Below are 26,006 nucleotides of genomic sequence, written 5' to 3' on the forward strand. Positions count from 1 at the left end.
TCAGCCGGCATCCCGAGCGTCGTTCAGCGTCACGTCCCACTCCCGGAATTCGTCCCGATAGTCTGCGGGCGCTGCGCGGAAGGCACGGCCGAACGCCTCCATACGTTCGCGGCGCTCGTACCCGTCGAGCAGCCCCTCGATGGGGCCGGCGGCGCTCACGCCGCGCTCGCGCGCCTGCCTGTTGACGCGGTCGCGCAGTTCCGCCGACACCTTGATCATCGTCGCCATACGGTCAGGATAGCTGTGCAGACCGCTGCGGCTACGCGGCGTAGAGGAATGATCGGCGCGATGTCAGTCCCAGTCGAGGTAGTCCTCGATCGCCCACGAGGCGGCGCCGGCGTGGGTGGCGGGGAACAGGTGGCCGCCCTCGACGGTGACCACACTGACGCGCTCGGGTGCGGCCGCGCGCAGCCGCTCGCCGTTGGCGGGCGGGGTGATGCGGTCGTCCGCGCCCTGGATCACCAGCACCGGCACCACCGAGGCCGGCATCGTCCAGTCGGCGAGGGGTGTGGCATCCAGCGCCGCCTGCTGCATCGCGTCGATCTCGCCGTCGCGGGCCGAGGCGGGCACCTCGGAGTCGGCGGCCTCGCGGGCGGCGGCGTCTTCGGCGGGCTCCTCGACGCCGAGCAGCAGCACGCCGTTGACGCGGTCGGTGTGGTCGACCGAGAGGGTGCGCGCGACGGCGCCCCCGAAACCGTGCCCGCCGATCCAGGCGTCGTCGAGGCCGAGGTGCGCCATGACGTCGACGACGTCCTCGGCGAGGTCGTGCAGCGTGACGGCGGGCTGTACCGCCGATGACGGATGCCGCGACCCGACGCGCACGACGCGGTGGCCCGCCTCGGCCAGAGCGGCGGCGAGGGCGCTCAGATACGAGATGTTCAGCCCCCGGCCGGGCAGCAGCACGACCGCACCGGGCCCCTCCCCCTCGTCGGCGAACGGGATGCGGCGGTCGTCGGGCTCGAAGATCTGGGCGTCGGTCATCGTGCGGAGTCCTTTCGGTGGGTACACCACGCTACCGGGTGCGGAAACGTCGGCCGAAGACGAAAGCCGGTCTTGGCCTCACGATCAGGGCGAAGCCACCGGATCCACGGTTCTCAGCCCGAGGCCTTCGGCCACGTCCCTCATGTGCGCATCATGACTCGCGACCGTGACGGACTCCCCGATCAACAAGGCTGTGGCCAGGTGCAGGGCGTCGGGAGTCCTGATGTGCCGTTCGATCGACTCCGCGACCGTATGTGTCTCACGTGTGAGATCGAACAGTCCGACCCGACTGAGCAGCGGCTCCCCATCCGACAAGGGCCTTGCTTCGCGTCGCAAGACGCGAATCACCTCGGTGTGCAGCAGCCGCGACGACACGAAGTCGATTCCGGCCGAGTCCATCCAGCCCTGCAGCCGCACACGTTCTGGAACATCGAGGATCGTCCGCAGCGCCACCGAGGAATCGAGATAGACGATGCTCATGGGATCAGTGGTCGCCCTTCATCTCCTCGATCAGTGCATCGGCTTCTCGGGACTCGTAACGAGGTCCACCGACGACCTGAGGCCATGGCACGCGACTCGAGGACGGGGGCGTGTAGCGCCCCTGCCGTTCGGCTCGGGCGAGGGCATCGTCCTGGCCGCGGTAGGAACTCACCCGCCAACGAGGCTCGCCCCGCTCGGTCACGATCACCTCACCGATCTCGGTTGCCCGCGCCAGCACGTCCGAGGTTCGCTGGTTGAGATCGCGCTTCGTCACTGTGGACATGACACCATTGTAGTACTTGTGTCAGACATCCGTCCGCGGCGATCTGCTCCCCGCGAGATCTTCGGGGACGTCGAGTCCGAACCGATCAGCAGGCTTGGATAGACCTTGAGCGGTCATACAGTTTGTTCCCTGCCGGGAGCAATGACATCAAGGCCAGCGGCCCTCGCCGCTTCCGCAAGTCGGTGGTCGTACGTGAGGATGGCATCGACGTCGAGGCGGATCGCCGCCTCAAGATGGAGTGCATCGAGCGTGCGCAGATATGGCATCGGCAGGAACCCTGCCGAGCGGTAGGCGGCACGATCGAGCGCTGCGAGAGAAACGCCATCGAGGATCGCACTGACCTTGGCCTGGTTCCGCCCCTCGCGCACCGCCATCCGACGCAGCTCCGTTTCCAGCAGATCGCTCGACACGAGGCTGACGTCCGCCTGGTCGAGCCACCCCACCAGCGCGTCGCTCTCCGCTTGTGAGATCAGAAGCGCTCCAACTGCCGATGTGTCGACGTAGACCAGTGGAGTGCTGCTCACACCCGATCCTCTCGAAGCTCGTCAACGATGCGAGACATCGGTCGATCATTCTCGGTCGACTGAGGCGTCAACGCCGCCCAGCCCCCGACACGCTTCGCAGCCCGAACGATCGGCAACGTGGCGGCGGGCGCGTCGAGCGGGACGATGCGCCCCACCGGGACTCCCCGGTTGGTCAGAACGAACGACTGCCCCTCACTGACAAGACGAAGAACCCGCCCGGAATCGTTGCGCAACTCGCGCTGCGAGAGACTCTCGACCTGCGGCTCGTTCGTGCCCATGCCCCTAGCGTAGCATGCGTGCTACATCTTGTACCGGGACTCGACCACGTCGTCGTCCTGCATGACGTCGTCCCCACCCTCGCGCATTTCGCCGCGGCGCAGGGCATCGACGTCGACCTCGACATGAGGCAGAGAAGCTCCCGGCGCTAGGCGCTGTGCGGGCTGCCCAGCGCATCGACGATGATGCGAGGATCGATGGCGAGGTTGTCCGCGGCGATCGTACGCCGGCGTCGTTTGCCGTCGTCCTGCCGAGTGAACACCACCCGCGCCGAATTCAAGCCGGATGCGGGAATGATCGCCGCGCTCGTGCCGTCCCGAACCCATTCCTCGGCGCGGATCCGCGGAAAGAGAGCCGATGCCCGGTCGACGGCGGGAAACCGCACCGCGTCGGCGGTGATCGTGACTGCCAGCTCGGGGAGGCGCACCTGCCGCCGAAGCTGCCGCACCGCCAACACGCACAATGCAACCGGAATGACGAGCAGCGCGATGATGAGCAGGATGACGCGTGCAGAAAGGTCACCCGCCAAGATCGTGGCGGCGAGGACCGCTCCCGGCCCCATGAGTCCGAGCAGGACCGCGAGGATCAGTTGCAGGATTCCCTGCTTGCGCACGAGTCGCTGAAGGGTCTGCTCCGTGGTCGTCCGGCCCGGTTCCCGATATCGCACCGCCAGGACTTCGTCAGACATCACCGGTCGCTCCTTGGAGATGATTCAGTGCCGTCGTCCGTGTCGTAGACATGAGTCCAGCCGTTGAGCTGGTCCTGGCGAACCGCGTCAGCGGTGAGGTGAGCGCGGCGCTTCACGTCGGCGGCGTCTGCGGCCGCCTGGTCGGGGGATGGAGGAACGATCTGCCTCCGGGCACGTTCGACGGCCTCATCGAGTGCGCGTCGTTGTTCCTCGCCCAGCGCGACGGGTTCTTCGGGGACCGGCACCCGGTCGCTGAAGGCCCGCTGCCACTGCGGGTCCGCCAGCAACGTGCGGAGGGGCCGCCGGCCACTCGCGACAAGGCGCAGTCTGCTGGCGTAGGCCTCGTCATCCGTCTGCTCGGCGAGCTGAAGAAGACGCTTCCGAAGATCCTCCGCGAACCCGTCTCCGGCGATGCGCAGCAGCGCGGCGGACACGTCGGGCTGCTCCATGTCATGCCTCCGGAATCTGGACGAATTCGATGGTTGTGGTCGCAGAACCGAGGGCAGCGCCGGCGGCGATCGCCACCGAAACCGCAGTCATCATCGTTCCCCATGCCGAGGAGAAGGCCTCCGCCGCCGCGACAACCGCCGAGACGATAGCAGCAGGAGCGAGGCCACCAGCGGTGAAGAACGCACCGATGGCCTCGGTAAGGGAAGTCACACCCATTTGCGCCGCGATGATCGCGTCCACGATCGCGTCGAGCGCCGAGAGCATGGCCTGGCACGCCCCGTAGGCGGCCCAGGCGGCGTCGGAGTACTTCGTTGCCAGGTCACCATATGCCTCGGGCTGGGCCGCGAATGCTGCGACGATCTCCGCGAAATACTCACCTGCACGATCGGCGCCATCCCCGCTCGTCCACGCCTCGAAGATGTCGACGGCCACGTTCTGCACCGCTGCGGCGAGCTCATCGAAGAACTCGCCCATGTGTGCGAAGGCGCTGCCTGCGAGGGCGACCTTGTCCCAGTCGCCGCTGAGCTTCTGACCTGGATCGTGTCACGCTAGTGCCCCGCGGTGGAGTTGAGCTTGCTGAGGATGTCGGCGGCTTCGCCTTCGGGTGGCGTGGGCGCGGTGAGTTTGTGCCCGTCGATGCTGATCGTGACGTCGCGCAGGGGGCGCAGCGCGCGGATGATCCGGCGGATCGTGTAGCCCGTGGCCTTGTGCAGGTGCCTGGTGATCGCGAGGGCGGCGAACACGACGGTGAGGTGCGCGTGGATGGAGTCTTCGGTCGACGCGAACATGGGTCTGGCGCGGAGGTCGGTCTTCGCCATCCGGAACGTCGCCTCGACCTGGAACAGGTCGTGATACGCGGCCACGACCTCCGCTGCGGTCGCGGTGGTGGTGGCGAGGTTGGTGACGTAGCCTTTCAGGCCGAGGTACTCGCGGGCTTTCTCGACCCGCGCCCAGTTCACCACGGGACGCTCACCGAGGGTGACGAACCGGTCCTTCTTCGGCGGTCTCGTGCCGGCAGCGATCTGCTCGGCCCGTTCGATCTGCTTGTTCAGGGTGATGTTGTCGCGGGTCTTGCGTTTGTGGGAGTACTGCCACACCACCCGCCGCGCCCGCGCGCTCTGCCCGGCACCCATGACCCGGGTGGTCTCGATCGTCTCCCCGTCGATCACGATGTTCCCCACCGTCGCGTAATGCTCGGCGAGGTCGTAGGGGGCAGACGAGGTGCGGGAGCCGACGATGAACCCGAATCCGGCGTCTTCGAGCTTGTTCAGGTTCGCTGCCGACAGCATGCCCGCGTCGGCGACGACCACGATCTCGGTCGCCTGGTGGCGTTCCCGGAACTGGTTCAGCACCGGCAGCAGGGTGAGCGTCTCGCCCTTGTTGCCAGCGAACTCGTGGACCTGAAGGGGGAACCCGCCCTGATCTACGAGCAGCCCGACCAGGATCTGCGGGTCCACCCGCCGTTCCTTGCTCATCCCCACCCGGCGGAGACGGTCCTCACGTTCGGCTTCGAAATACAACGTGGTGCAGTCATAGAGCACGACCGTCAGCGGCCCGTTCTTCGTCGCGTGCGTGTACGCGGCGGCCGCGAGCTGCGATCGCCAGTCCTGCTCCACACAGCGGGCAAGAGTGCGCCACACCGTCGACAGCGACGGCGCGGCGGGAACACCGAGCTCCTCCCACACCCGCAGCGTGTCCGCCTTGCTGGTCGGCTCCACGACCCGGGCGAGCACGAGCTTACGGAACGTGTCGTTACCGACCGTGTCGAACCCGAGCCGGGCATACGCCGCCTCGAGCACCTCCCACAGCACCCGCGACCGCGACCCGACAACCGTCGGCGCCGCCGTCACTGGCGGAGCCGCGCCGAGCCCATCGAGATCAAGGGGAACCTTCCCCGCGAGTTCGCTGATCCGTTCCCGCGCGATCGCGATCAATACGGCCAGCTGCGCGTCGTCGTGCGCGGAGCCGAGGTGCTCCACGATCGTGCGGATCCCGCGGGTCTTCGACGCGATCTGCACCGCCGTCGCTCCCGACGACGTCGGCACCTTCCGCACGTACAACCCCACCGAGGCAGTCTAGAAGCCCCCGGCTAGTGCCCCACACGGACACCAACACCCCCGGAAAATCAAGGCTCAACGAGCGGTGAACCCCGAAATCAGCTCAACATGACACGATCCAGGTCTGAGCGAGGAATTCGAAGATGTCCTGGCCCCCCGTGAGCGTCGGGGCGATCAGCTGGACCACCACATTGAGGATCTGGCGAGCCCAGTACGACAGCGAGAGATAGTCCGGCCAATTGATGATGTTCCACACGACCTGGAAGGCCGGGTCGGCCAACGAGGATTCGGGCGCGACCAGCGTGTCGACGGGAGAATCGAACGTGAGGCTCTGGCGAGTGGTTGCTGCGGTGAGCGGTGCCGTGGCCGTCGCGGCGTCAAGGTCCTTGAAGAGGTCGGAGACGTCTACCTGCGCATCGTTCTCCGTCTCGTCGAAGAGGTTAGCGACGTCGTTCAAGGCGCCGTGAGTCGCGACCATCAAGGCCTTCGATCGCAGAATCCCCGTCTCGGCACGACCAGCGAACGAACTGTGCTCCGCAAGGAGCCACTCCATCAATAGGCCGGCGACCCATGACTGCGCCTTGTCGATATGGTCATCGAAGTATGTCAGGGCGCGATTGATGTCTGACGCGAGCTCCCTTGCCGCCGCACCACCACCTCGCACAACGGATGTATCGACCTGGATGGTTATGCTTGCCCCCCGGGTGTCGTCAGCACCATGCCGGTTCGTCAGAATACACGGGACGCGCACCTGTCCGCCGCCGGCGAGCGACGAGGGAGGGGCTCAGACGTTGAACCTGGATTCCACCACGTTGCCGCGGTGAGGAACACCTGGTGACTCTCGAACACACCGGCGGTCTGCGCTCAGCGAACTACCCGCTCATCTGCGAAGAGCAATCAAAGCCAGCGCACAGCACAGGGGAATCCGCTATGGGCATCCACCGACATGTCCAGCGCACGTGAGCAGCATCATCGGAGGGGTCGTCCTCGCCCGCCTGCCAACGCTCGGGGATGTCATCATCGACCAACTCGAGCTGGAAAGAGTGCCGCTCATGAAGCTGCCGCTTCAACAGCCGATCAAACGCGACTTCTAGACGTTGAACCGGAACTCCACCACGTCGCCGTCCTGCATGACGTAGTCCTTGCCTTCCAGGCGCGCCTTGCCGTGCGCGCGCGCCTCGACGACCGAGCCCAGTTCGATGAGGTCGTCGAACGAGATGACCTCGGCCTTGATGAAGCCCTTCTCGAAGTCGGTGTGGATGACGCCCGCCGCCTGCGGCGCCTTCCATCCCTTGCCGATCGTCCAGGCGCGCGCCTCCTTCGGGCCCGCCGTCAGATATGTCTGCAGGCCGAGGGTGTCGAAACCGATGCGCGCCAGCTGGTCCAGACCCGACTCGGTCTGTCCCGTCGACGCCAGCAGCTCTGCGGCATCCTCCGGGTCGAGGTCGATCAGCTCCGACTCGATCTTGGCGTCGAGGAACACGGCGTGGGCCGGCGCTACCAGGGCTTCCAGCTCGGCCTTGCGCGCAGCATCCGTCAACACCTGCTCATCGACGTTGAACACGAAGATGAACGGCTTGGCCGTAAGCAGGCCCAGTTCCTTGATCGGGGCGAGATCGAGACCGGATGCCGAGAGCAGCTCGCCGCGGTCGAGGGCGTCCTTCGCCGCCAGCGCGGCGTCGAGCACGGCCTTGTCGGTCTTACGGCCCTTGACCTCTTTCTCGTACCGCGGGATCGCCTTCTCGAGCGTCTGGAGGTCGGCCAGCATCAGTTCGGCGCCGATCGTCTCCAGGTCGTTGCGGGGATTGACCTCGCCCTCGACGTGCACGACATCGTCATCCGAGAAGCCGCGCACCACCTGCGCGATCGCGTCGGCCTCGCGGATGTTCGCGAGGAACTGGTTGCCCAGTCCCTCCCCCTCACTGGCGCCCCGCACGATGCCGGCGATGTCGACGAACGACACCGTCGCGGGCACGGTGCGCTCGCTGTGGAACACCTCGGCGAGCTTGTCGAGCCTCGCGTCGGGCAGGTTCACCACCCCGATGTTGGGCTCGATCGTCGCGAACGGGTAGTTCGCCGCGAGCACCTGATTGCGGGTCAGGGCGTTGAACAGGGTGGACTTGCCGACGTTGGGCAATCCGACGATTCCGATGGTGAGGGCCACGGGCATCCAGTCTACGGGGACGGATGCCGCGGGCTGCAGGGTGCGGGCGGGGCAGGCCGTGCTCGAAGATCTCACGGTGAGCGGGATCGGTCCCGACGGCGAGGGGACGGATGCCGGTGCCGGAGGAAGTCACCCGGCTTCGGGTGAGACGCGACCGGCAGCCCCGGTGACGTTGCGGCCATGGCACGCGCCGCTCGGCGATGCGCTCCTGGCGGGAACGCTCACGACAGCCCAGCATGATGCGATCCTCCGCGGACTGGGCGAGCCACACCCGGCGCGCCTCGCGCGCTACGGCCGCAGCGCCCGGAACGCGGTCGTGACGTAGGGCATCTCCACCGCGGCATCGGCCACCGCACCGATGCGGTCGAACACCTCGCCCAGCTCGCGGTCGATGCGTGCGCGTTCGTCGGCGTGCGCGGTGATGACGTAGCTACGTGAGTGCACCATGTCCACAAGGGACGCCCGCGTCACGCGCCGCACCCACGGCCACGACCGCGACTCGAAGCCGTCGAACGGCGGGGCGACCTCGGGCCCTCCCGACGCGAGCATCGCCTCGGCGTTGCTCCCATGCATGATCCGGGTCATCTCGGCCACCCAGTCGACGCTCTCGTCGCGGATGTTCCAGACGAGGCCGAGCGCGCCGCCGGGCCGCAGGACGCGACCGACCTCGGCGGATGCCGCGATCGGATCGACCCAGTGCCAGGCCTGCCCGAACACCACGGCGTCCAGCGCGCCGTCCGGCAGCGGCAGCCGCTCCCCCGTGCCCACGAACGTGGGCACTCCCGGCACCGAGTCGCGCAGCTGCTCCAGCATCGCCTCGTCCGGGTCGATCGCGACCACCTCGACGTCGGCGGCCACCAGCGCACGGGTGAGCTTGCCGGTGCCCGCCCCCACGTCGGCCACCCGCGGCCGCCCGCCCGTGGTCCGCGCTGGCTCCAACATCCACGACACGGCCTGCGCGGGATACTCGGGACGCCCGGCGTCGTACACGCCTGCGGCGGCGCCGAACGAACGGGACATCTCTTCGCGTGTGGCCATGTCTCGACCCTACGACGCGCGGCGCACCGGATCGGCGCGGCGCATGACACCCCCCGGACCTCGTACGCGCCAACCGTTCCGGCTCACCGGAACTCGGGACGTCGCCGGCCCGGCTCTCCGCAACCCGGGACGTCCCCGGCCCGGTTCACCGGAACTCGGGACGTCGCCGGCCCGGCGCGCCTCGCCGCGGCGCGGCCTCGGCGGGGCGAGAGTTGTCCCGTGCCATTGGATTTCACCGCGATCGACTTCGAGACGGCGAACTCCAGTTCCGCGTCGGCGTGCGCGGTGGGGCTGGTTCGGGTGCGTGAGGGACGCATCGTGGCGCGCGCCGGATGGTTGATCCGTCCACCGGCCGGGCACGACCGGTTCTTCGAGGTCAACATCGGCATCCACGGCATCCGGCCCCACGACGTCGCCGACGCGAAGACGTGGAGCGACCAACTCGGCGACATCGCCGCATTCGCCGGCACCGACGTGCTCGTGGCCCACAACGCCGGGTTCGACATGGCGGTGCTGCGCCGCTCATGCGAGGCCAGCGGCGACCGCTGCCCGCCCTACCGCTACCTGTGCAGCCTGCAGCTCGCGCGCCGCGCCTACGTTCTTCCGTCGTACCGGCTGCCCGTCGCCGCCGCCGAGGCGGGGTTCACCGACTTCGCCCACCACGACGCCACCGCCGACGCCGAGGCGTGCGCACACATCGTCGTCGACGCGGCGCGTCGGGTGGATGCCACCGACCTCGACGACCTCGCCCGCAGACACGGCGTCACCGTCAAGACGCTGGACCCCACGGTTCCGGTCGCCGAGCCGGTCTTCCGCGCCGCCTGAGTCCGGCACCAAGGACAACCGGCGCGGCCCTCTGCACGCAGGTGCCGTCGCGTCCCTGCGCCTCGCCCGCGCCGCGCGTCGCGGGCGTTGTCTGCGCCACCCGCCACAGGCGGGCACGGTCGATGTCGGCACGCGAGCACGGCCGATGTCGGTGGGTGCCGTCATGCTGGGGTCATGGATGCCACTACCGCGCTGATCGCCCTCGTCGCGCTGACCGCAGGCCTGGCCGCCGGGTGGGCAATCCGGGCCGCACGCGCCGCCCGCGAGAACGCCGAGACCACCGCGCGGGCCGCCGCCGCCGAAACGGCAGCCGCCGCCCTGCGCGAGCGGCTCGAAGACCAGGAACGCCGCATCGATGAGGCCACCGACCGCGCCCGTGCCGATCAACTCGCGCTTCAGGAGCGGGAACGCCGTGAGCAGTCCGTGCTCCGTGCACTCGAACCGGTGCGCGAGTCGCTGCAGACCATGCAGCGCAAGGTCGAGGATCTCGAACGCGATCGGCATGTGCAGTTCGGGGCGGTCGCCGAGCAGCTGCAGCGCACCGCCGCCTCGGGCGAGGCACTGCGCGCCACCGCGGAGTCGCTGGCCGGTGCCCTGCGTTCGGGCAGCACGCGCGGGGTGTGGGGCGAGACTCAGTTGCGGCGCGTCGTCGAAGCAGCGGGTCTGACCCGGCATGTGGACTTCGACGTGCAGACGTCGATCACGACCGATGCAGGGGCCGGACGCCCCGACATGGTGATCCGGCTGCCCGGGCAGAAGTCGTTGGCCGTCGATGCCAAGGTGCCGTTGGATGCCTATCTCGAGGCCGCCGCGATCCCGGTGACGGCCACCGGTGACGAGGCTGCGCGGCGGCAGGATCTGTTGCAGCGCCACGTGAGGGCGGTGCGCGCACACGTCGACGCGCTGGCGAAGAAGACCTACTGGTCCGGTCTGGACTCCAGCCCCGAGTTCGTGATCTGTTTCATTCCCAGTGAGTCGCTGCTGGCGACGGCGTTGGAGGAGGATCCGTCGCTTCTGGAGTACGCCTTCGGCAAGCGGGTGGCGCTGGCCTCGCCGGTGAACCTGTGGGCGGTGCTCAAGACCGTCGCCTACACGTGGACCCAACAGGACGTCTCGCAGGAGGCACGCCGACTGTTCGACCTGGGCACCGAACTCTACGGGCGGCTGACCTCGCTCGCCGGGCATGCGGACGACCTGCGTCGCGCGATCGAGCGCACCGTGGACAGCTACAACCGGTTCGCCGGGTCGCTGGAGTCCCGCGTGCTGGTGAGCGCACGCCGGTTCCCCGGTATCGACCAGACCAAGCTCGACGCCCTCGGACATGTCGAGCCCATCGAAAAGGGCACCCGCCGGCTCACCGCCCCCGAACTGCTCGATCAAACCGGCGACGAGCCCCCGGCGCCCCGGACGGCGGAGCCGCCCACGGCGCTCCGCGCCGACGTCGGCGCGGTGCGCGACCGCGTTCGGGACGATGACGAGACGGAGGTGGGATCCGTCAGCGACCGTCGCGGATGAGTCGGTGACCGCCGAAGATGAACCCGACGACCACCTGACATGGGTCAGTGACCGCCGGCGGTGGGTCAGTGAGCGCCGAGGTTGGTCAGTCACCGCCGGGGGTTGGTCAGTGACCGCCGGAGGGGGGTCAGTGACCGCCGGGGATGAGACTGAGCAGCGCGATGACGGTGCCCGACACGGCGACGAACGCGCCGATCATCCACCAGGCCGACACCTGCTCGCCCTCGGCGTGCCGGACGCGGAACAGCACATCCGGCCGACGGGCCGGGTCCATCTCCACCTTGGGGTGGGCACCGGTACGCGAGAGCGCGTCGGCGACGACGGCGTGGGCTCCGGTGTGCGGATGGGTGTCCCCGGACTGTGCCATGTGCGCCTCCTCTGCGTCCGCGCCACCCGGACACACCGGGCGGGACGGCCGCCACGATTCTGCCACGGTGGGCTGGGAATACCGCGCATTCACGGCCACATGCGACCCAATCGTCACATCCGCACCATGCGTCACATACGGTGTGACACCGACACAGTCAGACAGCGCCCCGGGCGACACTCCGGTCAGGCACGGAGAACGCCTCTCGGACGGGCGAACGCTCCGCCGGCCGGAAACACCGCCGCGGGCGACACGCCGGCCAGGCGAGCAGAACACCTCTCCCACGCGACAACACCGCACGGGCAGGCCGAACGCCGATCCGGCACGAGGACGGGTGAACCCGGCCAGCAGAACACCCCTCGGGCGCGACAACACCGCACGGGCGGGCGAATGCCGCACGGGCAGGCCGAACGCCGATCCGGCACGAGGACGGGTGAACCCGGCGGCTCAGGCCGGACGCAGCCACTTCGACGTGAGGTGCTCCGACGAGATCCGGCGCAACGTGCCGGACGCGCCGCGCAGCACAACGCTCTCGGTGTAGACGTAGCCGCCCTCGCGGCGCACTCCGGCGACCAGCTCGCCGTTGGTGACGCCGGTGGCCACGAAGATCGTGTTGCTGCCGTGTACGAGGTCGTCGGCCTCGTACACGTGCCCGTCGAGCTTGAGACCGGCGTCGATGCCGCGCTGCTTCTCATCGTCGTCACGCGGCCACAGTCGGCCCTGGATGTGTCCGCCGAGCGCCTTGATCGCACAGGCGGTGACGATCCCCTCGGGGCTGCCGCCGACGCCGACACACATGTCGGTGCGCGCATTGTGCCGTGCCGCGTTGATGCCGCCCGCGACGTCGCCGTCGCTCATCAACCGGGTGCCCGCCCCGGCCTCACGGATCTCGGCGATCAGCTGCTCGTGGCGGGGACGGTGCAGCACCGACACCACGATCTCATCGACCGGCTTGCCCAGCGATTTCGCCAGACGCCGAATGTTCTCGCCGATCGGCAGCCGGATGTCGACGACGCCGACCCCGGCCGGGCCGGTGACCAGCTTGTCCATGTAGAACACGCTCGATGCGTCCAGCATCGTGCCGCGGTCCGACACGGCGATCACCGACAGTGCATTGTTGCGCCCCGCCGCCGTCAGCGACGTGCCGTCGATCGGGTCGACGGCGACATCGCACTGCGGGCCAGAGCCGTTGCCGACGCGCTCGCCGTTGAACAGCATCGGCGCGTGGTCCTTCTCTCCTTCGCCGATCACGATCGTGCCGTCGAAGCTGACCGTGGTCAGAAACGCCCGCATCGCATCGACCGCTGCGCCGTCGGCGGCCTCCTTGTCACCGCGGCCGATGAACGGCACGGCGCGGATCGCGGCGGCCTCGGTGGCGCGCACCAACTCCAGCGCCAGGTTGCGGTCGGGCCGGAGCGGAGCGACCCGTCCTCCGTCGGCGTGGGCGTTCAGATCGGCCGTGAGACTCACCATGACGCCACGATAGCCCCCACCATGACAGAAACGGGGTCGGTTCACCGCGGCATCCGTCGAAGGATCGGCGATTCTTTCGTGACCGTCATCTCCCGTGGTCTGCGCACAACCCGACGTGCAGGTTTCCGCGTCTGCGCACGCTCCACAGCCCCGCAGGTCGCACGTCCCATCGGGTGACCTTCGGCCCGTGCCGTGCACGGTTGCTTCGCTAGAGTTGACACCGACACACGTCCCGATCAAGGAGCGCACGCCATGCCCGTCGCCACCCCCGAACAGTACGCCGAGATGCTCGACCGCGCGAAGGCCGGCGGATTCGCCTACCCCGCGATCAACGTCTCCAGCTCGCAGACCATCAACGCCGTGCTGCAGGGCCTGACCGAAGCCGGATCGGACGGCATCATCCAGGTCACCACCGGCGGCGCCGACTACTTCGCCGGACAGACCGTCAAGGCCCGCGCCACCGGAGCACTGGCGTTCGCCCGGTTCGCGACCGAGGTCGCCAAGAACTACCCCATCACCGTGGCGCTGCACACCGACCACTGCCCCAAGCCGGCGCTCGACGACTTCGTGCTGCCGCTGATCGCCGCCAGCGAAGAAGAGGTCAAGGCCGGGCGCAACCCGATCTTCCAGTCGCACATGTGGGACGGCTCCGCGGTGCCGCTCGATGAGAACATCGAGATCGCCCAGCAGCTGCTCCCCCGCATGAAGAACATCAACGCGATCCTCGAGATCGAGATCGGCGTGGTCGGCGGTGAAGAGGACGGCGTCAAGCACGAGGGCACCAACGACGCCCTGTACACCACCGTCGGCGACGTGACCAAGGCCGTCGAAGCGCTCGGTCTGGGCGAGGACGGCCGCTACATCGCCGCACTCACCTTCGGCAACGTGCACGGCGTGTACAAGCCGGGCAACGTCAAGCTGCGCCCCGAACTGCTCGGTGAGATCCAGGCGGGCATCGCCGAGCGTTTCGGTCACGGGCCCAAGCCCCTCGACCTCGTCTTCCACGGCGGGTCGGGTTCGAGCGACGAAGAGATCGCTCTGGCCGTGGCGAACGGCGTCGTGAAGATGAACATCGACACCGACACCCAGTACGCGTTCACGCGCTCGATCGCCGGGTACATGTTCCAGAACTACGACGGCGTCCTCAAGGTCGACGGCGAGGTCGGCAACAAGAAGCAGTACGACCCGCGCGCGTGGGGCAAGATCGCCGAGTCGGCGATGGCGGCCCGGGTCGTCGAGGCGACCCAGCAGCTCGGCTCATACGGCAAGAGCCAGTCGTAACAGCTACGGGGCGGATGCCTCGGCCTGCGCCATCGCGCGGGTCGGGGCATCCGTCGTTTTCGGCACAGGTGCGGTGCGGATGCCTCAGCCTGCGCCATCGCGCGGGTCGGGGCATCCGTCGTCTTCGGGCGGCTCGTCGGCACCGTCGGCCGCACGTTGCCGCCCCGGCACGACACCTCGCACCTGCCGAGCGGGCGCGCGTCCCGCCGATCAGCGCCCGATCGCACTCACCCGAGTGCCGTCGGGGGCCAGCAGCCACCACACACCGCCCACACCCTGACCCTTGATCATGCCGGGGCCGGTGTCGCCGTCGAAGTAGTACAGCGGCCAGCCGTCCAGCGTGACCTGGTAGCCGCCGCCCGCGTCGGGGATCTCGCCGACGGGCGCGTCCACACCGGGCGCCTGCGGGTCGGTCGAGGTCGTGGTCACCGGCGGCCACGCCGCCCGGCACGCGGTGTCGCACGAACTGCGGTCGGCGCCTTGCCGATCGGAGGTGTAGAGGTAGACGGCGCGGCCCGAGGCATCCGCCACCACGTCCCCGGCCGCGGTGTGCGTGACCGTGAGCACGGTGCGCGGTCCACCGGTGGCGCCGCACCCGGCGAGCACGGCCGCCGCTGCGCACAGTGACAGCACGAACACGGTCAGACGAGGGGCGCGCATGCGTCCAGTCTGCCCCCACGCGCTGCTCACGGTGCCGTCCCGGAGGGTGTCGGAGTCGGGTTGAGGATGTAGTGCACCAACGCCGGGTCGCTCATCAGCGCCATCATCACGCAGAACGTCACCGCGATGTAGGCGGCCACGGCCCCGGTCACCGGTATCCACCAGGCGATGCGCCCACGCCGCACGGCACGCACGGCCAGCACCGCCGTGAGCAGGTAGGCCACCACCAGCACGACGGACGCGGCGATCCCCCACGCGCGTGCCGCGGGCGTGTCGGTGAACGACCCGGGCACCCCCATCATCCGGTACGAGCTGTCGGCGAGCGCGGCGACATCGGACAGCGACACGGCCGAGAGCACCACCTGCACCGCCCCGTAGGCGAGCAGCGCGAACGTGACGATGCGGTCGACCGGGTGCGGCATCGCCGCGCGCGCAGCGTTGCCCGGGCGGCGAGCGGATGCTGGGGGCCGCGCCGCATCGACCGGCACCGGCGCCGGCTGCGAGGGCGCGGGCTCACGGATGTGCGCACGCTGCTGCTCGGGGGTGGCGTACTCGCCGTACTGCGGCCGTGGGCGCGGATCGGGTGTGCTCACCGGCGTCCTCCCCGGGCGGATCCGGCCTCGCGCAGCGGACGCGGAAGGGCGAACGACAGGTCTTCTTCGGCGGTGCGCACCTCGTCGACGTCGCGGTACCCGGCCTCGGCGAGCGCGGCGAGCACCTCCTGCACCAATTCTTCGGGCACCGACGCGCCGCTGGTGACCCCGACCGTCCGTACCCCGGTGAACCACTCCTGACACAGCTCGCCGGCGTCGTCGACCCGGTGCGCGGCGGCCGCGCCGTTCTCGAGCGCCACCTCGACCAGACGTACGCTGTTCGACGAGTTCGCCGAGCCGACCACGATCACCACGTCGGCCTGTGCGGCGACCTGTTTGACCGCGGTCTGCCGGTTCTGCGTGGCGTAGCAGATGTCTTCGGACGGCGGGTCGTGCAGTTCGGGAAAGCGCGCGCGCAGCCGCCGCACCGTCTCGAGCGTCTCGTCGACCGACAGTGTCGTCTGCGACAGCCACACCAGTTTCGCCGGATCGCGCACCACCACGGTGTCGGCCTCGTCGGGCGAGTTCACGACCGTCACCCGGTCGGGGGCCTCGCCCGCGGTTCCTTCGACCTCTTCGTGCCCGCTGTGCCCGATCAGCAGGATCTCGTAGTCATCGCGCGCGAACCGCACCGCCTCACGGTGCACCTTCGTCACCAGCGGGCAGGTCGCGTCGATGGTGTGCAGACCGCGTGACTCGGCGGCATCCCGGACCGCCGGGGCGATCCCGTGCGCGCTGAAGACGACCAGACCGCCGGGTGGTACGTCGTCGACCTCGTCGACGAACACGGCGCCGCGCTGCTCGAGTGTGGCCACCACGTGCCGGTTGTGCACGATCTGCCGGCGCACGTACACGGGCGCCCCGTGCTGTTCGAGCGCCTTTTCGACCGCGACCACCGCCCGGTCGACGCCCGCGCAGTAGCCGCGCGGAGCCGCCAGCAGCACCCGCTTGTGTCCGGGCACCGGGATATCCTGGAGCGGCTCGCGTCGCACCTGTCGCGGCGTGCGCACGCGAGGCTCGGGCAGACGCACGGCGGGGATGCTCACCCCACCGATTGTACGGTCGCGGCCCGGGCGCGGCCTGTGCCGGCGACCGCGACCGCAGCTGCGACCACGACCGCGACCGCGACCGCGACCGCGACCGCGACCGCGACGAGAGGATCCCATGACCACGTTCCGCCCCGAGCCGGTGCCAGGGCAGCCGCCGCCGCCCGATTCCGTGCCCCCGCGCGAATCGACCCCCGACGCGCCGACCTCGGTGTCGCGGCTGAACGCCACCATCCACGGGTTCGTCCAGCGGTGGGGCTCGGTGTGGGTCGAGGGCGAGATCACCTCGTGGAACGTGCGCTCAGGCGCCGTGTTCGGCCGGCTGAAAGACCTCGGCACCGACGCGACGCTGTCGTTCCGGCTCTGGTCGAACGTGCGGCAGCGGCTGACCGACGACCTCGCGGTCGGCGACCACGTGCTGGCCTGCGTCAAGGCCGACTACTACGCCCGTTCCGGCGATTTCACGTTCACGGTCTCGGCGATGCGGCACATGGGGCTGGGCGACCAGCTTGAAAAGCTCGAGCGGCTGCGCGCAGCGCTGCGCGCGGAGGGACTGTTCGACCCGGCGCGCAAGAAGCCGTTGCCGTTCCTGCCGCACTGCATCGGCCTGATCACCGGCGAGAGATCGGACGCCGAGAAGGACGTGCACCGCAACGCCCAGCTGCGCTGGCCCGCGGTGCGCTTTCGCACCGTGCACGCCGCGGTGCAGGGCGACCGGTGCGTGCCCGAGACCATCGCGGCACTGAACGTGCTCGACGCCGACCCGGCCGTCGACGTCATCGTCATCGCCCGCGGCGGCGGCGACCCGCAGACGCTGCTCGGGTTCAGCGACGAGCGCCTGCTGCGCGCCGTAGCCGCCTGCACCACCCCGGTGGTCAGTGCCATCGGCCACGAGAACGACCACCCGTTGCTCGACGACGTCGCCGATCTGCGGGCCTCGACACCCACCGACGCGGCCAAACGGGTGGTGCCCGACGTGGGCGAGCAGCGCGCCCTCGTCGCGCAGCTGCGCTCGCGGTTGACCGGGCGGCTGACCCAGCGTGTCGGCCACGACATCTCCCAGCTCGAACAGCTGCGTTCCCGCCCGGTGCTGCGCGACCCCGAGGCGATGCTGCAGCGCCGCGCGCAGGACCTGTTCCTGGTCTGCACACGCGGGCGCGACGTCGTCGACCGGGCGATGGATGCCGCCGCCCGCCGCACCGCGGAACTGCGGGCGTCGCTGCGGGCCCTCTCGCCCGCCGCCACCCTCGCCCGCGGGTACGCCATCGCCCACCGCGGCGACGGCCTGATCCTGCGCGACGCCGCCCAGGCACCGGCCGGCAGCACGCTTGCGATCACTCTGCAGCGCGGCTCGATCGCGGCCACCTCGGCCGGTGAGATCGCCGAGTCCGCGACCGACACCGGCGCGTCCTAAGCTGGAAGCATGAGCGAACCCCACCAGGCGCCCGCCGACGTCGCGCAGTTGACGTTCGAGCAGGCCCGGGACGAGCTCGTGCGCGTGGTCGCCGAGCTCGAACAGGGCGCCCCCACCCTGGAAGAGTCGCTCGCGCTCTGGGAACGCGGCGAGGCACTGGCCACCCGTTGCGAGCAGTGGCTGCGTGGCGCCAAAGAGCGCCTGGACGCCGCCCGCGCGGAGACGGAGTCCTGATGGCCGCGACCGGGCGCATCGTCGCCGAGCTCGGCCGGCCCGAGACACCGGACGAGACCGCGGCACGCAAGGCCGAGTCGTCGCGCATCTACCGGTCCAGCCAGACCACGCGCAACCTGATCGCGGCACTGCTGGCCACCCTCGCCGTGGTCGCCGTCATCGTGCTCACCGGCCCGCGCGGCACGATGGACACCACCGCGGCGATCGACGTGTCCGCGGTCGCGCACGACGCGGCATCCGCATACGGCCGCACCGTCGTCGTGCCGCACGTGCCCGCCGACTGGCGGGTCAACTCGGCGGGGATCACCGGCGATCAGCAGCCGACCTTCACCGTCGTGTACGCGACCGGCGCCGACAGCGGGTTCCTGCGCGTCGCGCAGGGCTTCGACGCCGACGCCGCCTGGGACGCCCGGCTGCTGCGCGGCGCGGGCGCCGACGGCACGGTGACCATCGACGGCATCGACTGGACCCGCTACGCCATCGCCGACCCCGACCGGAACGGCAACATCACCTACGCGATCGGCACCGACGCCGGCCCCGACCGCATCCTCGTCTACGGCGCGACCGACGCGAAGACCGCGGCCACCGCCGCGGCAGGGCTCGCCGACCAGATCCGCACCCTGAGAAAGGAACATCGATGACGTCGGAGCGCATCCGTCTGAGCCCGCAGCAAGCCTGGGACCGTCTCGCGGCGGGCAACGCCCGCTTCGTGGAGGGGACGCTGCTGCATCCGCGCCAGAGCGCCGACCGACGTCGTGAGCTCACCGACGGCCAGCACCCGCACGCGGTGGTGTTCGGCTGCTCCGATTCCCGCCCCGCCTCCGAGATCGTCTTCGACGAGGGCCTGGGCGACATGTTCGTGGTGCGCAACGCCGGCCAGGTGGTGTCGCCGTCGATGGTGGGCAGCATCGAGTTCGCGGTCGCGATCCTCGACGTGCCGCTGCTGGTCGTGCTCGGCCACGAGGCCTGCGGTGCGGTGCGCGCCGCCATCGACAGCACCCGCCCCGACGCCCCCGAACTGCCGCCGCACGTCTGGCGCCTGATCGCCCCGGTGGTGCCCACCGTGCACCGGGTGGCCCGCACCGCCGGCACCGACCCGGCGCAGGCGGATGCCGCAGCCGTCGGCCGCGAGCACCTGTGCGAGACGGTGGCCGAGCTGCTCGAGGCCTCGCCGCTGGTGGCCGAGGCGGTCACCGCCGGCCGGTTGGGCATCGTCGGGGGCATCTACCAGCTCGGCGAGGGCACCGTGGTGCCGCATGTGACCGAAGGACCCGTGACGATCGCCGGTGTCTGACCGGACGACCGACGCACACGATCGAGGAGGAACGACACAGTGAGCGAGACCGAATACCGCATCGAGCACGACACCATGGGCGAGGTGCGGGTCCCCGCATCCGCACTGTACGGTGCCCAGACGCAGCGTGCGGTGGAGAACTTCCCGATCTCGGGCACGGGCCTGGAGTCCACCCAGATCGCCGCGCTCGCCCGCATCAAGAAGGCCGCGGCGCTGGCCAACAAGCACCTCGGTGTGCTCGACGCAGGCATCGCCGACGCGATCGCCGCCGCCGCCGACGAGGTCATCTCGGGCGCACACGACGACCAGTTCCCGGTCGACACCTACCAGACCGGCTCGGGCACCAGTTCGAACATGAACATGAACGAGGTGCTCGCCACCCTCGCCACCCGCCGCCTCGGCGCGCCGGTGCACCCGAACGACCACGTCAACGCGTCGCAGTCGTCGAACGACGTGTTCCCCACCTCGGTGCACATCGCCGTCACCCAGGCGCTGATCGACGACCTCATCCCGGCGCTGGACCACCTGGCGGTCGCGCTCGAGGCCAAGGCCGAGCTGTGGAAGGATGCCGTCAAGTCCGGCCGCACGCACCTGATGGACGCGACCCCGGTCACGCTCGGGCAGGAGTTCGGCGGGTACGCCCGCCAGATCCGGCTGGGCATCGAGCGGGTGCGTGCCGCACTCCCCCGCGTCGCCGAGGTGCCGCTGGGCGGTACCGCCGTGGGCACCGGCATCAACACCCCGCTCGGGTTCCCGCAGAAGGTGATCGAGCTGCTGGCGGCCGAGACCGAACTGCCGATCACCGAGGCCAAGGACCACTTCGAGGCGCAGGCGAACCGCGACGGCCTGGTCGAGGCATCCGGCGCCCTGCGCACCATCGCCGTCTCGCTGACCAAGATCAACAACGACCTGCGCTGGATGGGCTCGGGCCCGAACACGGGCCTCGGCGAACTGCACATCCCCGACCTGCAGCCCGGATCGTCGATCATGCCCGGCAAGGTCAACCCGGTGATCCCCGAGGCCACCCTCATGGTATGCGCGCGGGTGATCGGCAACGACGCCACCGTCGCCTGGGCGGGCGCGTCGGGCGCGTTCGAGCTGAACGTCGCCATCCCGGTCATGGGCACCGCGCTGCTGGAGTCGATCCGGCTGCTGTCGAACGCCATGCGGGTGCTCGCCGACAAGACCGTCACCGGCCTTGAGGCCAACCTCGAGCGCGCGAGGGCGTACGCCGGCATGTCGCCGTCGATCGTCACTCCGCTGAACAAGGTCATCGGCTACGAGGCTGCGGCCAAGATCGCCAAGCACGCCGTCGCCAAGGGCATCACCGTGCGCGAGGCGGTCATCGACCTCGGCTACGTGCAGCGCGGCGAGATCACCGAAGCCCAGCTCGACGACAAGCTCGACCTGCTGTCGATGACGCACGCCGGGTGAGAGCGGCCGGCGGCGGGGCGCGCACGGGCGATAATGGCACCGTGCACCGCACGCACCGGCCGATCTCCGCACGCACCCGCATCCTGGGCGCGATCCTGGCCGTGGCCTGCGTCGGTCTGTCGGTCGTGGGCGGGGTGACGTTCGTGGTGCAGCGGGAGCGGGTGCTCTCCGGCATCGACGAGCGACTGCGCGCGCAGGTCGACGTGCTGCGCACCGTCGCCGGCGACGACGACCCGGCCGAGGTGACCGGCGCGGGCACGGCGACCACCACCGCGACCGAGGACCTCGACATCGACGACTACTCCTCGGTGGACGATTACCTGCACGCCGCCGTGGCACGCCTGGTGCCGGCGCAGAACGAGGCATCCGTCGCCGTCGTCGACGGCACCCCGCGGTACCGTCCCGAGACGCTCAGCGGCTTCGACATCTCGGGCGACACCGCCCTGATCGACCGGGCGGTGGCCGAGGCCGAGCAGCACGGCAAGGCGGTGCGCGGCACCGCCGTCACCCCCACCGGTTCGCTGCGCTACATCGCCGTGCCGGTGAGCATGCCCGGTGACCCCGACACCGGCGTGTACATCCGTGCGGTCGACCTCGACGAGGAGCTGCGCCCGGTGACCGCCTCGGCCACCACCTACGCGATCGCCGCGCTGATCACGCTCGCCGCGATCGGCGGAGTGGGCTGGTTCGTGGCCGGGCGGCTGCTCTCGCCGATCCGGCACCTGCGCGACACCGCCGACGCGATCACCATCGACGACCTGGGCGCCCGCATCCCCACGCAGGGCAACGACGACATCTCGGACCTCACCCGCACCGTCAACTCCATGCTCGACCGGCTCGAGGGCTCGGTCGACGTGCAGCGTCAGCTGCTGGACGACGTGCGGCACGAGCTGAAGACGCCCATCACGATCGTGCGCGGGCATCTCGAGCTGATGGATGCCGCAGACCCCGCCGACGTCGCCAACATCCGGTCGCTGGGCATCGCCGAGCTCGACCGGATGACCCGGCTGGTCGAAGACATCGACCTGCTGGCGACGGTCGAGGGCGGCGAACAGTTCGCCATGCGCGAGGTCGACATCGCCTCGCTCAGCCGCCGTGTGGGTGAGCTGGTCGCGGTGATCCCCGGGCACGACTGGCGCCTGGCCGACGTGGCATCCGTCACCGTGCACGCCGACCCCGACCGGCTGCTGCAGGCATGGCTGCAGCTGGCCGACAACGCCGCCAAGTACACCCCCACCGGCAGCCCGGTCGAGGTGGGCAGCACGGTGGACGGCGCCGAGGTGCGGCTGTGGGTGCGCGACCACGGCACGGGCATCGCGCCGGCGGCCCGGCACCGCATCTTCCGCCGGTTCGACCGGGCCGGCGGCAAACGCAGCGTCGGCGGGTCGGGCCTGGGCCTGGCGATCGTCGACGCGATCGTGCGCGCGCACGGCGGCTCGTGCGATGTGACCGACACCCCGGGCGGCGGGGCCACCTTCACCATCCGGGTGCCGTTGCGCCCGGGTGCGGCGCGGCTGCCGCAGCCGGTGCGCGCCGGCGACGTCGTGCTCCAACGGGAGGCAGCAGAATGACACGGATCCTCATCGCCGAAGACGAACCGCACATCTCGGCATTCGTGCGCCGCGGCCTGGAGTCCGCCGGCTACGACACGGTCATCGTCGAGGAGGGCGACAAGGCCCTCGAGGTGGCGCGCTCGGGTGAGGTGGACCTGCTGCTGCTGGACATCGGGCTGCCCGTGATGGACGGTTTCGAGGTGCTGCGCGCCCTGCGTGAAGCCGGTTCGCCGCTGCCGGTGATCATGCTCACCGCCCGCACCAGCACGCAAGACACCGTCGAGGGCCTGGAGGCGGGCGCCAACGACTACGTGCCCAAACCGTTCACGCTCGAGGAGCTGCTGGCCAGGGTGCGCTCACGGCTGCGCGAGGCGGCGCCCCGCAAGAACTACATCCTCGGCCGCGACGACGTCGTGCTCGACCTGCTCGCCCGGCGGGCGACCGTCGGCGGTGCCGAGGTGGAGCTGTCGGCGCGGGAGTTCTCGCTGGCCGAGCAGTTCCTGCGGCATCCGGGCGAGGTGCTCACCCGAGAGTGGCTGCTCAGCGAGGTGTGGGGGCTGAACTTCGACCCCGGCTCGAACGTCGTCGACGTCTACGTGCGTTACCTGCGCGGCAAGCTGGGCCACGACCGCATCACCACCGTGCGCGGGGCCGGCTACCGCTGGGACTGACCCGGCGGCCGCTGTGCGGCACACCGCAGAGGACCCCCGGCGCTGGGGGACGCCGGGGGTCAGGAGGCGGGCGGGCTCAGATGCCGACCCGTGTCAATCGCCGCTGTCTGGGGAACGGTGCGATTGCTCTCTCTGCGATCCGGAACAGGCACGGGGAGAGCCCGTCCCGGATTCTTTCTCCGCCGCGCGGGCGGACGTTGTGGGGGTGCGGTGCAGCCGCGACCCGGGATGCCACGCATCCGAGCCGTGTCGCCGGGCCGGGGCACCGGCGCGGTGACCCGCGGCGGTGGCGCGTGCGGGCACAGCGGCGGTGCGCGACGGGCCGTCGGTCGTGCGCGACGAGCCGTCGGCCGCGAGTGACGAGGAGTCGGCCCCGCGCGTGGGCGCAGCGGCCGTGCGCGACGGCGCCCCGGCCGTGAGCGCGGGCGCGGCGGCAATGCGCAATGGCGCCTCGTCTGTGAGCGCGGGCACGGCCGCGAGCGAGGGCGCGGCGGCCGGATGCGAGGGCGCAGCAGCCGGACGCGAGGGTGCAGCGGTTTCATGCGACGCAGTGTCGGCCTGACGTGAGGGGGCAGCGGCCGGACGCGAGGGTGCAGTGGCGTCATGCGGCGCGGTGTCGGCCGGACCCGAGGGCGCGGCCGAGTGCGGGTGCACCGGGTGGGGGTGGCTCGAGTGCGGGTGCGCCGACTGCGGGTGCGCCGGGTGCGCGTGCGTCGAGTGCGGGTGCTCCGTGCGCGGGTGGGTCGGGTGCGCGTGGCTCGAGTGCGGCGCGGCGGCGTGCGCGGCAGGACCGGTCTCGGCCCGTGGTGCGGTGGAGCGTGCCCCGACCACAGGGGCGATGCCGATCTGGCGCGGCTCGGGCGCGTGCACGGTCTGCGGGCCGTCGGTGGTGGTCGCTGCCGGGGTGCGAACGGCTTCGGCGGGGTGGCCGGGCACCACCACAGCGGAGTCGGCCACGGGCACGCCGGGGTGGTCGGCGAGCGCGGCCACCGAACTCAGCGCCAGCACGGACGCGACCGCAAACGAGGCCGCCACGGCGGTGCCGCCGCCGACCAGCAGCGCGACGCGTGCGTCCATGATGTCCTCTCCGCAATGTCCGGGTGCCCCATCTATGGTGCCCCCTCGACACCGCCGAGATCACATCGAGGCGGTGAGAGATTCCTCATGCCCTCTCACGACAGTTCGCCGGCCTCCAGCAGGTCGGTGACCAGCGCCGCGATCGGCGAGCGCTCCGAGCGGGTCAGTGTGACGTGCGCGAACAGGCCGTGGCCCTTGAGCGTCTCGATGACCGAGGCGACCCCGTCGTGCCGGCCGACCCGCAGGTTGTCACGCTGCCCGACATCGTGGGTGAGCACGACCCGGGAGTTCTGCCCGATGCGGCTGAGCACCGTCAGCAGTACGTTGCGCTCCAGCGACTGCGCCTCGTCGACGATCACGAACGCGTCGTGCAGCGAGCGCCCGCGGATGTGGGTCAGCGGCAGCACCTCGAGGATGCCGCGGGCCATCACCTCTTCGAGCACATTTCCCGACACCACCGAGCCGAGGGTGTCGAACACCGCCTGGCCCCACGGGGTCATCTTCTCCTGCTGGTCGCCGGGCAGATAGCCGAGCTCTTGGCCGCCCACCGCGAACAACGGCCGGAACACCATGATCCGGCGCTGCTGCTGGCGCTCGAGCACCGATTCGAGCCCCGCGCAAAGCGCCAGCGCCGACTTGCCGGTGCCGGCCCGGCCGCCCAGTGACACGATGCCCACCTCGGGGTCGAGCAGCAGGTCGATGGCGATGCGCTGCTCGGCGCTGCGCCCGTGCAACCCGAACACCTCCCGGTCGCCGCGCACCAGGCGGTACTCGCCGTCGCCGACCACCCGGCCAAGGGCCGAGCCGCGGTCGGAGTGGATGACCAGCCCGGTGTTCACCGGCAGCCCGACCACATCGTCACTGATGGCGACCTCGGTCTCGTACAGGTCGCTGATCTCGTCGCCCGACACGTCCAGACGTGCGATCCCGGTCCACCCCGAGTCCACCGCCTGCTCGGCCAGGTACTCTTCGGCGCTGATGCCCAGCGACGCCGCCTTCACGCGCATGGGCAGGTCTTTCGAGACGACGGTGACCTCCTGCCCGTCCTGCATGAGGTGCATCGCCACGGCGAGGATGCGGGTGTCGTTGTCCCCCAGGCGCATGCCGGCCGGCAGCACGGTCACGTCGGTGTTGGCCAGCTCCACCCGCAGCGTGCCGCCCTCGCCCACCGGCACCGGAAAGTCGAGACGGCCGTGCTCGATGCGCAGCTCGTCGAGGTGACGCAGCGCCTGCCGGGCGAAATAGCCCAGTTCGGGATCGTGACGCTTGCTCTCCAGTTCGGTGACCACCACGACCGGGATCACCACCGAATGCTCCGCGAACCGGAAGAACGCCCGCGGATCGCTCAGCAGCACCGACGTGTCCAGCACGTAGGTGCGCAGCCGCTGGTCGGCGGCATCCATGATCTCGTCCGCGTCGAGGACCTGATGCCCGGCCTGTCGCCCGAGCTGCTGTCCGACGTCCTCGCCCTGCTGTGCCCGTGTGGCCACGACCCGCTCCCGCCCCGGGACTGCGTCCCGGCTGTCACGAGTCGACCCAGGGCCACGAGTCGCGATCCGGTTGGCCGACTCGATCGGACGCCTTGTCCGATGCCTCGACCGTACGGCCGCCCGGGCGCACCGTGCGCG

The 26,006-nt window shown here is 70.2% G+C and carries 30 protein-coding genes; 11 read left to right on the forward strand and 19 right to left on the reverse strand.

The annotated features are described in order from the left end of the window. The 11 genes from H577_RS0102075 to H577_RS0102130 all read right to left on the reverse strand — a co-directional run bounded on the left by H577_RS0102075 (position 1) and on the right by H577_RS0102130 (position 6,403). Complete coding sequence (locus H577_RS0102075) at positions 1–228, reverse strand: hypothetical protein (RefSeq protein WP_029144544.1); 228 nt, start codon at positions 226–228, stop codon at positions 1–3. Positions 229–291: 63 nt separating this feature from the next. Beyond that, on the reverse strand, positions 292–981 hold the full coding sequence (locus H577_RS0102080) for an alpha/beta fold hydrolase (protein WP_029144545.1): 690 nt from the start codon (positions 979–981) through the stop codon (positions 292–294). 84 nt (positions 982–1,065) lie between these two features. Beyond that, positions 1,066–1,461: a type II toxin-antitoxin system VapC family toxin gene (locus H577_RS0102085; protein WP_029144546.1), complete on the reverse strand. Its 396-nt coding sequence runs from the start codon at positions 1,459–1,461 to the stop codon at positions 1,066–1,068. A 4-nt stretch (positions 1,462–1,465) separates the two neighbouring features. Further along, positions 1,466–1,744, reverse strand: coding sequence for a type II toxin-antitoxin system Phd/YefM family antitoxin (locus tag H577_RS0102090; protein WP_029144547.1), 279 nt, complete (start codon positions 1,742–1,744; stop codon positions 1,466–1,468). Between the two features lie 113 nt (positions 1,745–1,857). Further along, positions 1,858–2,268 (reverse strand): type II toxin-antitoxin system VapC family toxin, encoded by a 411-nt coding sequence (locus H577_RS0102095; RefSeq protein ID WP_051191614.1) that lies wholly within the window; start codon positions 2,266–2,268, stop codon positions 1,858–1,860. Further along, entirely contained in the window at positions 2,265–2,546 is a 282-nt protein-coding gene (locus tag H577_RS0102100) for a type II toxin-antitoxin system Phd/YefM family antitoxin (protein WP_029144549.1), read from the reverse strand. Before H577_RS0102100 ends, H577_RS0102095 begins: the two co-directional genes overlap by 4 nt. A 146-nt stretch (positions 2,547–2,692) precedes the next feature. Then, on the reverse strand, positions 2,693–3,232 hold the full coding sequence (locus H577_RS0102110) for a hypothetical protein (protein ID WP_029144550.1): 540 nt from the start codon (positions 3,230–3,232) through the stop codon (positions 2,693–2,695). Next, complete coding sequence (locus tag H577_RS0102115; RefSeq protein ID WP_029144551.1) at positions 3,232–3,681, reverse strand: hypothetical protein; 450 nt, start codon at positions 3,679–3,681, stop codon at positions 3,232–3,234. The genes H577_RS0102110 and H577_RS0102115 overlap by 1 nt, the downstream gene beginning before the upstream one ends. Position 3,682: 1 nt before the next feature. Beyond that, on the reverse strand, positions 3,683–4,156 hold the full coding sequence (locus H577_RS0102120) for a hypothetical protein (RefSeq protein WP_029144552.1): 474 nt from the start codon (positions 4,154–4,156) through the stop codon (positions 3,683–3,685). Between the two features lie 74 nt (positions 4,157–4,230). Continuing rightward, positions 4,231–5,748, reverse strand: a complete 1,518-nt coding sequence (locus tag H577_RS0102125) for an IS1634 family transposase (RefSeq protein ID WP_029144553.1) — start codon at positions 5,746–5,748, stop codon at positions 4,231–4,233. Positions 5,749–5,842: 94 nt separating this feature from the next. Then, positions 5,843–6,403, reverse strand: a complete 561-nt coding sequence (locus tag H577_RS0102130) for a hypothetical protein (protein WP_029144554.1) — start codon at positions 6,401–6,403, stop codon at positions 5,843–5,845. 295 nt (positions 6,404–6,698) lie between these two features. On the opposite strand from H577_RS0102130, the gene H577_RS18155 reads away from it, so the two are divergent. Beyond that, positions 6,699–6,833, forward strand: a complete 135-nt coding sequence (locus tag H577_RS18155) for a hypothetical protein (protein ID WP_281166840.1) — start codon at positions 6,699–6,701, stop codon at positions 6,831–6,833. Here the strand turns inward: H577_RS18155 and ychF are convergent. Together ychF and H577_RS0102145 are read right to left on the reverse strand one after the other, a co-directional pair. Then, the gene (ychF, locus tag H577_RS0102140; RefSeq protein WP_029144555.1) at positions 6,830–7,903 is read right to left on the reverse strand and encodes a redox-regulated ATPase YchF; all 1,074 of its coding nucleotides are present in this window, start codon (positions 7,901–7,903) and stop codon (positions 6,830–6,832) included. The two genes, H577_RS18155 and ychF, sit on opposite strands and share 4 nt — an antisense overlap. Before the next feature lie 288 nt (positions 7,904–8,191). Further along, positions 8,192–8,941 carry a class I SAM-dependent methyltransferase gene (locus H577_RS0102145; protein WP_029144556.1) on the reverse strand — a complete coding sequence of 250 codons (750 nt, stop codon included), beginning with the start codon at positions 8,939–8,941 and terminating at the stop codon, positions 8,192–8,194. Positions 8,942–9,160: 219 nt separating this feature from the next. Between H577_RS0102145 and H577_RS0102150 the strand changes: the two genes are divergently transcribed. Beyond that, the gene (locus tag H577_RS0102150; RefSeq protein WP_029144557.1) at positions 9,161–9,766 is read left to right on the forward strand and encodes an exonuclease domain-containing protein; all 606 of its coding nucleotides are present in this window, start codon (positions 9,161–9,163) and stop codon (positions 9,764–9,766) included. Positions 9,767–9,940: 174 nt separating this feature from the next. Beyond that, positions 9,941–11,281: a DNA recombination protein RmuC gene (locus H577_RS14770; RefSeq protein WP_036283287.1), complete on the forward strand. Its 1,341-nt coding sequence runs from the start codon at positions 9,941–9,943 to the stop codon at positions 11,279–11,281. 127 nt (positions 11,282–11,408) lie between these two features. On the opposite strand, the gene H577_RS0102160 is transcribed toward H577_RS14770, so the two are convergent. Continuing rightward, positions 11,409–11,648, reverse strand: a complete 240-nt coding sequence (locus tag H577_RS0102160; RefSeq protein ID WP_029144558.1) for a hypothetical protein — start codon at positions 11,646–11,648, stop codon at positions 11,409–11,411. Positions 11,649–12,095: 447 nt separating this feature from the next. Then, positions 12,096–13,121: a class II fructose-bisphosphatase gene (glpX, locus tag H577_RS0102165; protein WP_029144559.1), complete on the reverse strand. Its 1,026-nt coding sequence runs from the start codon at positions 13,119–13,121 to the stop codon at positions 12,096–12,098. 252 nt (positions 13,122–13,373) lie between these two features. Here glpX and fbaA point away from each other — a divergent pair, with 252 nt between their 5' ends. Then, the gene (gene fbaA, locus H577_RS0102170; RefSeq protein WP_029144560.1) at positions 13,374–14,402 is read left to right on the forward strand and encodes a class II fructose-bisphosphate aldolase; all 1,029 of its coding nucleotides are present in this window, start codon (positions 13,374–13,376) and stop codon (positions 14,400–14,402) included. A gap of 210 nt (positions 14,403–14,612) precedes the next feature. Here fbaA and H577_RS14775 read toward each other — a convergent pair whose 3' ends face one another. Genes H577_RS14775 through H577_RS0102185 form a run of 3 tightly spaced genes read right to left on the reverse strand, consistent with a single transcriptional unit; the run spans position 14,613 to position 16,701 of the window. Next, positions 14,613–15,062, reverse strand: coding sequence for a hypothetical protein (locus tag H577_RS14775; protein ID WP_036283290.1), 450 nt, complete (start codon positions 15,060–15,062; stop codon positions 14,613–14,615). Between the two features lie 26 nt (positions 15,063–15,088). Then, positions 15,089–15,655 (reverse strand): DUF6264 family protein, encoded by a 567-nt coding sequence (locus tag H577_RS0102180; protein WP_029144561.1) that lies wholly within the window; start codon positions 15,653–15,655, stop codon positions 15,089–15,091. Continuing rightward, positions 15,652–16,701 carry a 4-hydroxy-3-methylbut-2-enyl diphosphate reductase gene (locus tag H577_RS0102185; RefSeq protein ID WP_029144562.1) on the reverse strand — a complete coding sequence of 350 codons (1,050 nt, stop codon included), beginning with the start codon at positions 16,699–16,701 and terminating at the stop codon, positions 15,652–15,654. Before H577_RS0102185 ends, H577_RS0102180 begins: the two co-directional genes overlap by 4 nt. 118 nt (positions 16,702–16,819) lie before the next feature. Here H577_RS0102185 and xseA point away from each other — a divergent pair, with 118 nt between their 5' ends. From xseA to H577_RS0102225, 7 genes are read left to right on the forward strand one after another with little or no spacing between them, the layout of a single operon-like run. Beyond that, positions 16,820–18,115 carry an exodeoxyribonuclease VII large subunit gene (gene xseA, locus H577_RS0102195; RefSeq protein ID WP_029144563.1) on the forward strand — a complete coding sequence of 432 codons (1,296 nt, stop codon included), beginning with the start codon at positions 16,820–16,822 and terminating at the stop codon, positions 18,113–18,115. A 9-nt stretch (positions 18,116–18,124) separates the two neighbouring features. Next, positions 18,125–18,349, forward strand: a complete 225-nt coding sequence (locus tag H577_RS0102200) for an exodeoxyribonuclease VII small subunit (RefSeq protein ID WP_029144564.1) — start codon at positions 18,125–18,127, stop codon at positions 18,347–18,349. Then, a complete protein-coding gene (locus H577_RS0102205) occupies positions 18,349–18,990 on the forward strand; it encodes a DUF4245 family protein (protein ID WP_029144565.1) in 642 nt (213 codons plus the stop codon). The genes H577_RS0102200 and H577_RS0102205 overlap by 1 nt, the downstream gene beginning before the upstream one ends. Then, positions 18,987–19,643 carry a carbonic anhydrase gene (locus H577_RS0102210; protein WP_029144566.1) on the forward strand — a complete coding sequence of 219 codons (657 nt, stop codon included), beginning with the start codon at positions 18,987–18,989 and terminating at the stop codon, positions 19,641–19,643. Before H577_RS0102205 ends, H577_RS0102210 begins: the two co-directional genes overlap by 4 nt. A 39-nt stretch (positions 19,644–19,682) precedes the next feature. Then, entirely contained in the window at positions 19,683–21,077 is a 1,395-nt protein-coding gene (locus tag H577_RS0102215; RefSeq protein ID WP_029144567.1) for a class II fumarate hydratase, read from the forward strand. Positions 21,078–21,118: 41 nt separating this feature from the next. Continuing rightward, positions 21,119–22,648, forward strand: coding sequence for a sensor histidine kinase (locus H577_RS0102220; RefSeq protein ID WP_029144568.1), 1,530 nt, complete (start codon positions 21,119–21,121; stop codon positions 22,646–22,648). Continuing rightward, the gene (locus H577_RS0102225) at positions 22,645–23,301 is read left to right on the forward strand and encodes a response regulator transcription factor (protein WP_029144569.1); all 657 of its coding nucleotides are present in this window, start codon (positions 22,645–22,647) and stop codon (positions 23,299–23,301) included. Before H577_RS0102220 ends, H577_RS0102225 begins: the two co-directional genes overlap by 4 nt. A 1,172-nt stretch (positions 23,302–24,473) precedes the next feature. Here the strand turns inward: H577_RS0102225 and phoH2 are convergent. Continuing rightward, positions 24,474–25,781, reverse strand: a complete 1,308-nt coding sequence (gene phoH2, locus H577_RS0102235; protein ID WP_029144570.1) for an RNA 5'-3' helicase PhoH2 — start codon at positions 25,779–25,781, stop codon at positions 24,474–24,476. Positions 25,782–26,006 lie beyond the last annotated feature (225 nt).

Source organism: Microbacterium luticocti DSM 19459, from assembly GCF_000422405.1.
GTDB classification, from domain to species: domain Bacteria; phylum Actinomycetota; class Actinomycetes; order Actinomycetales; family Microbacteriaceae; genus Microbacterium; species Microbacterium luticocti.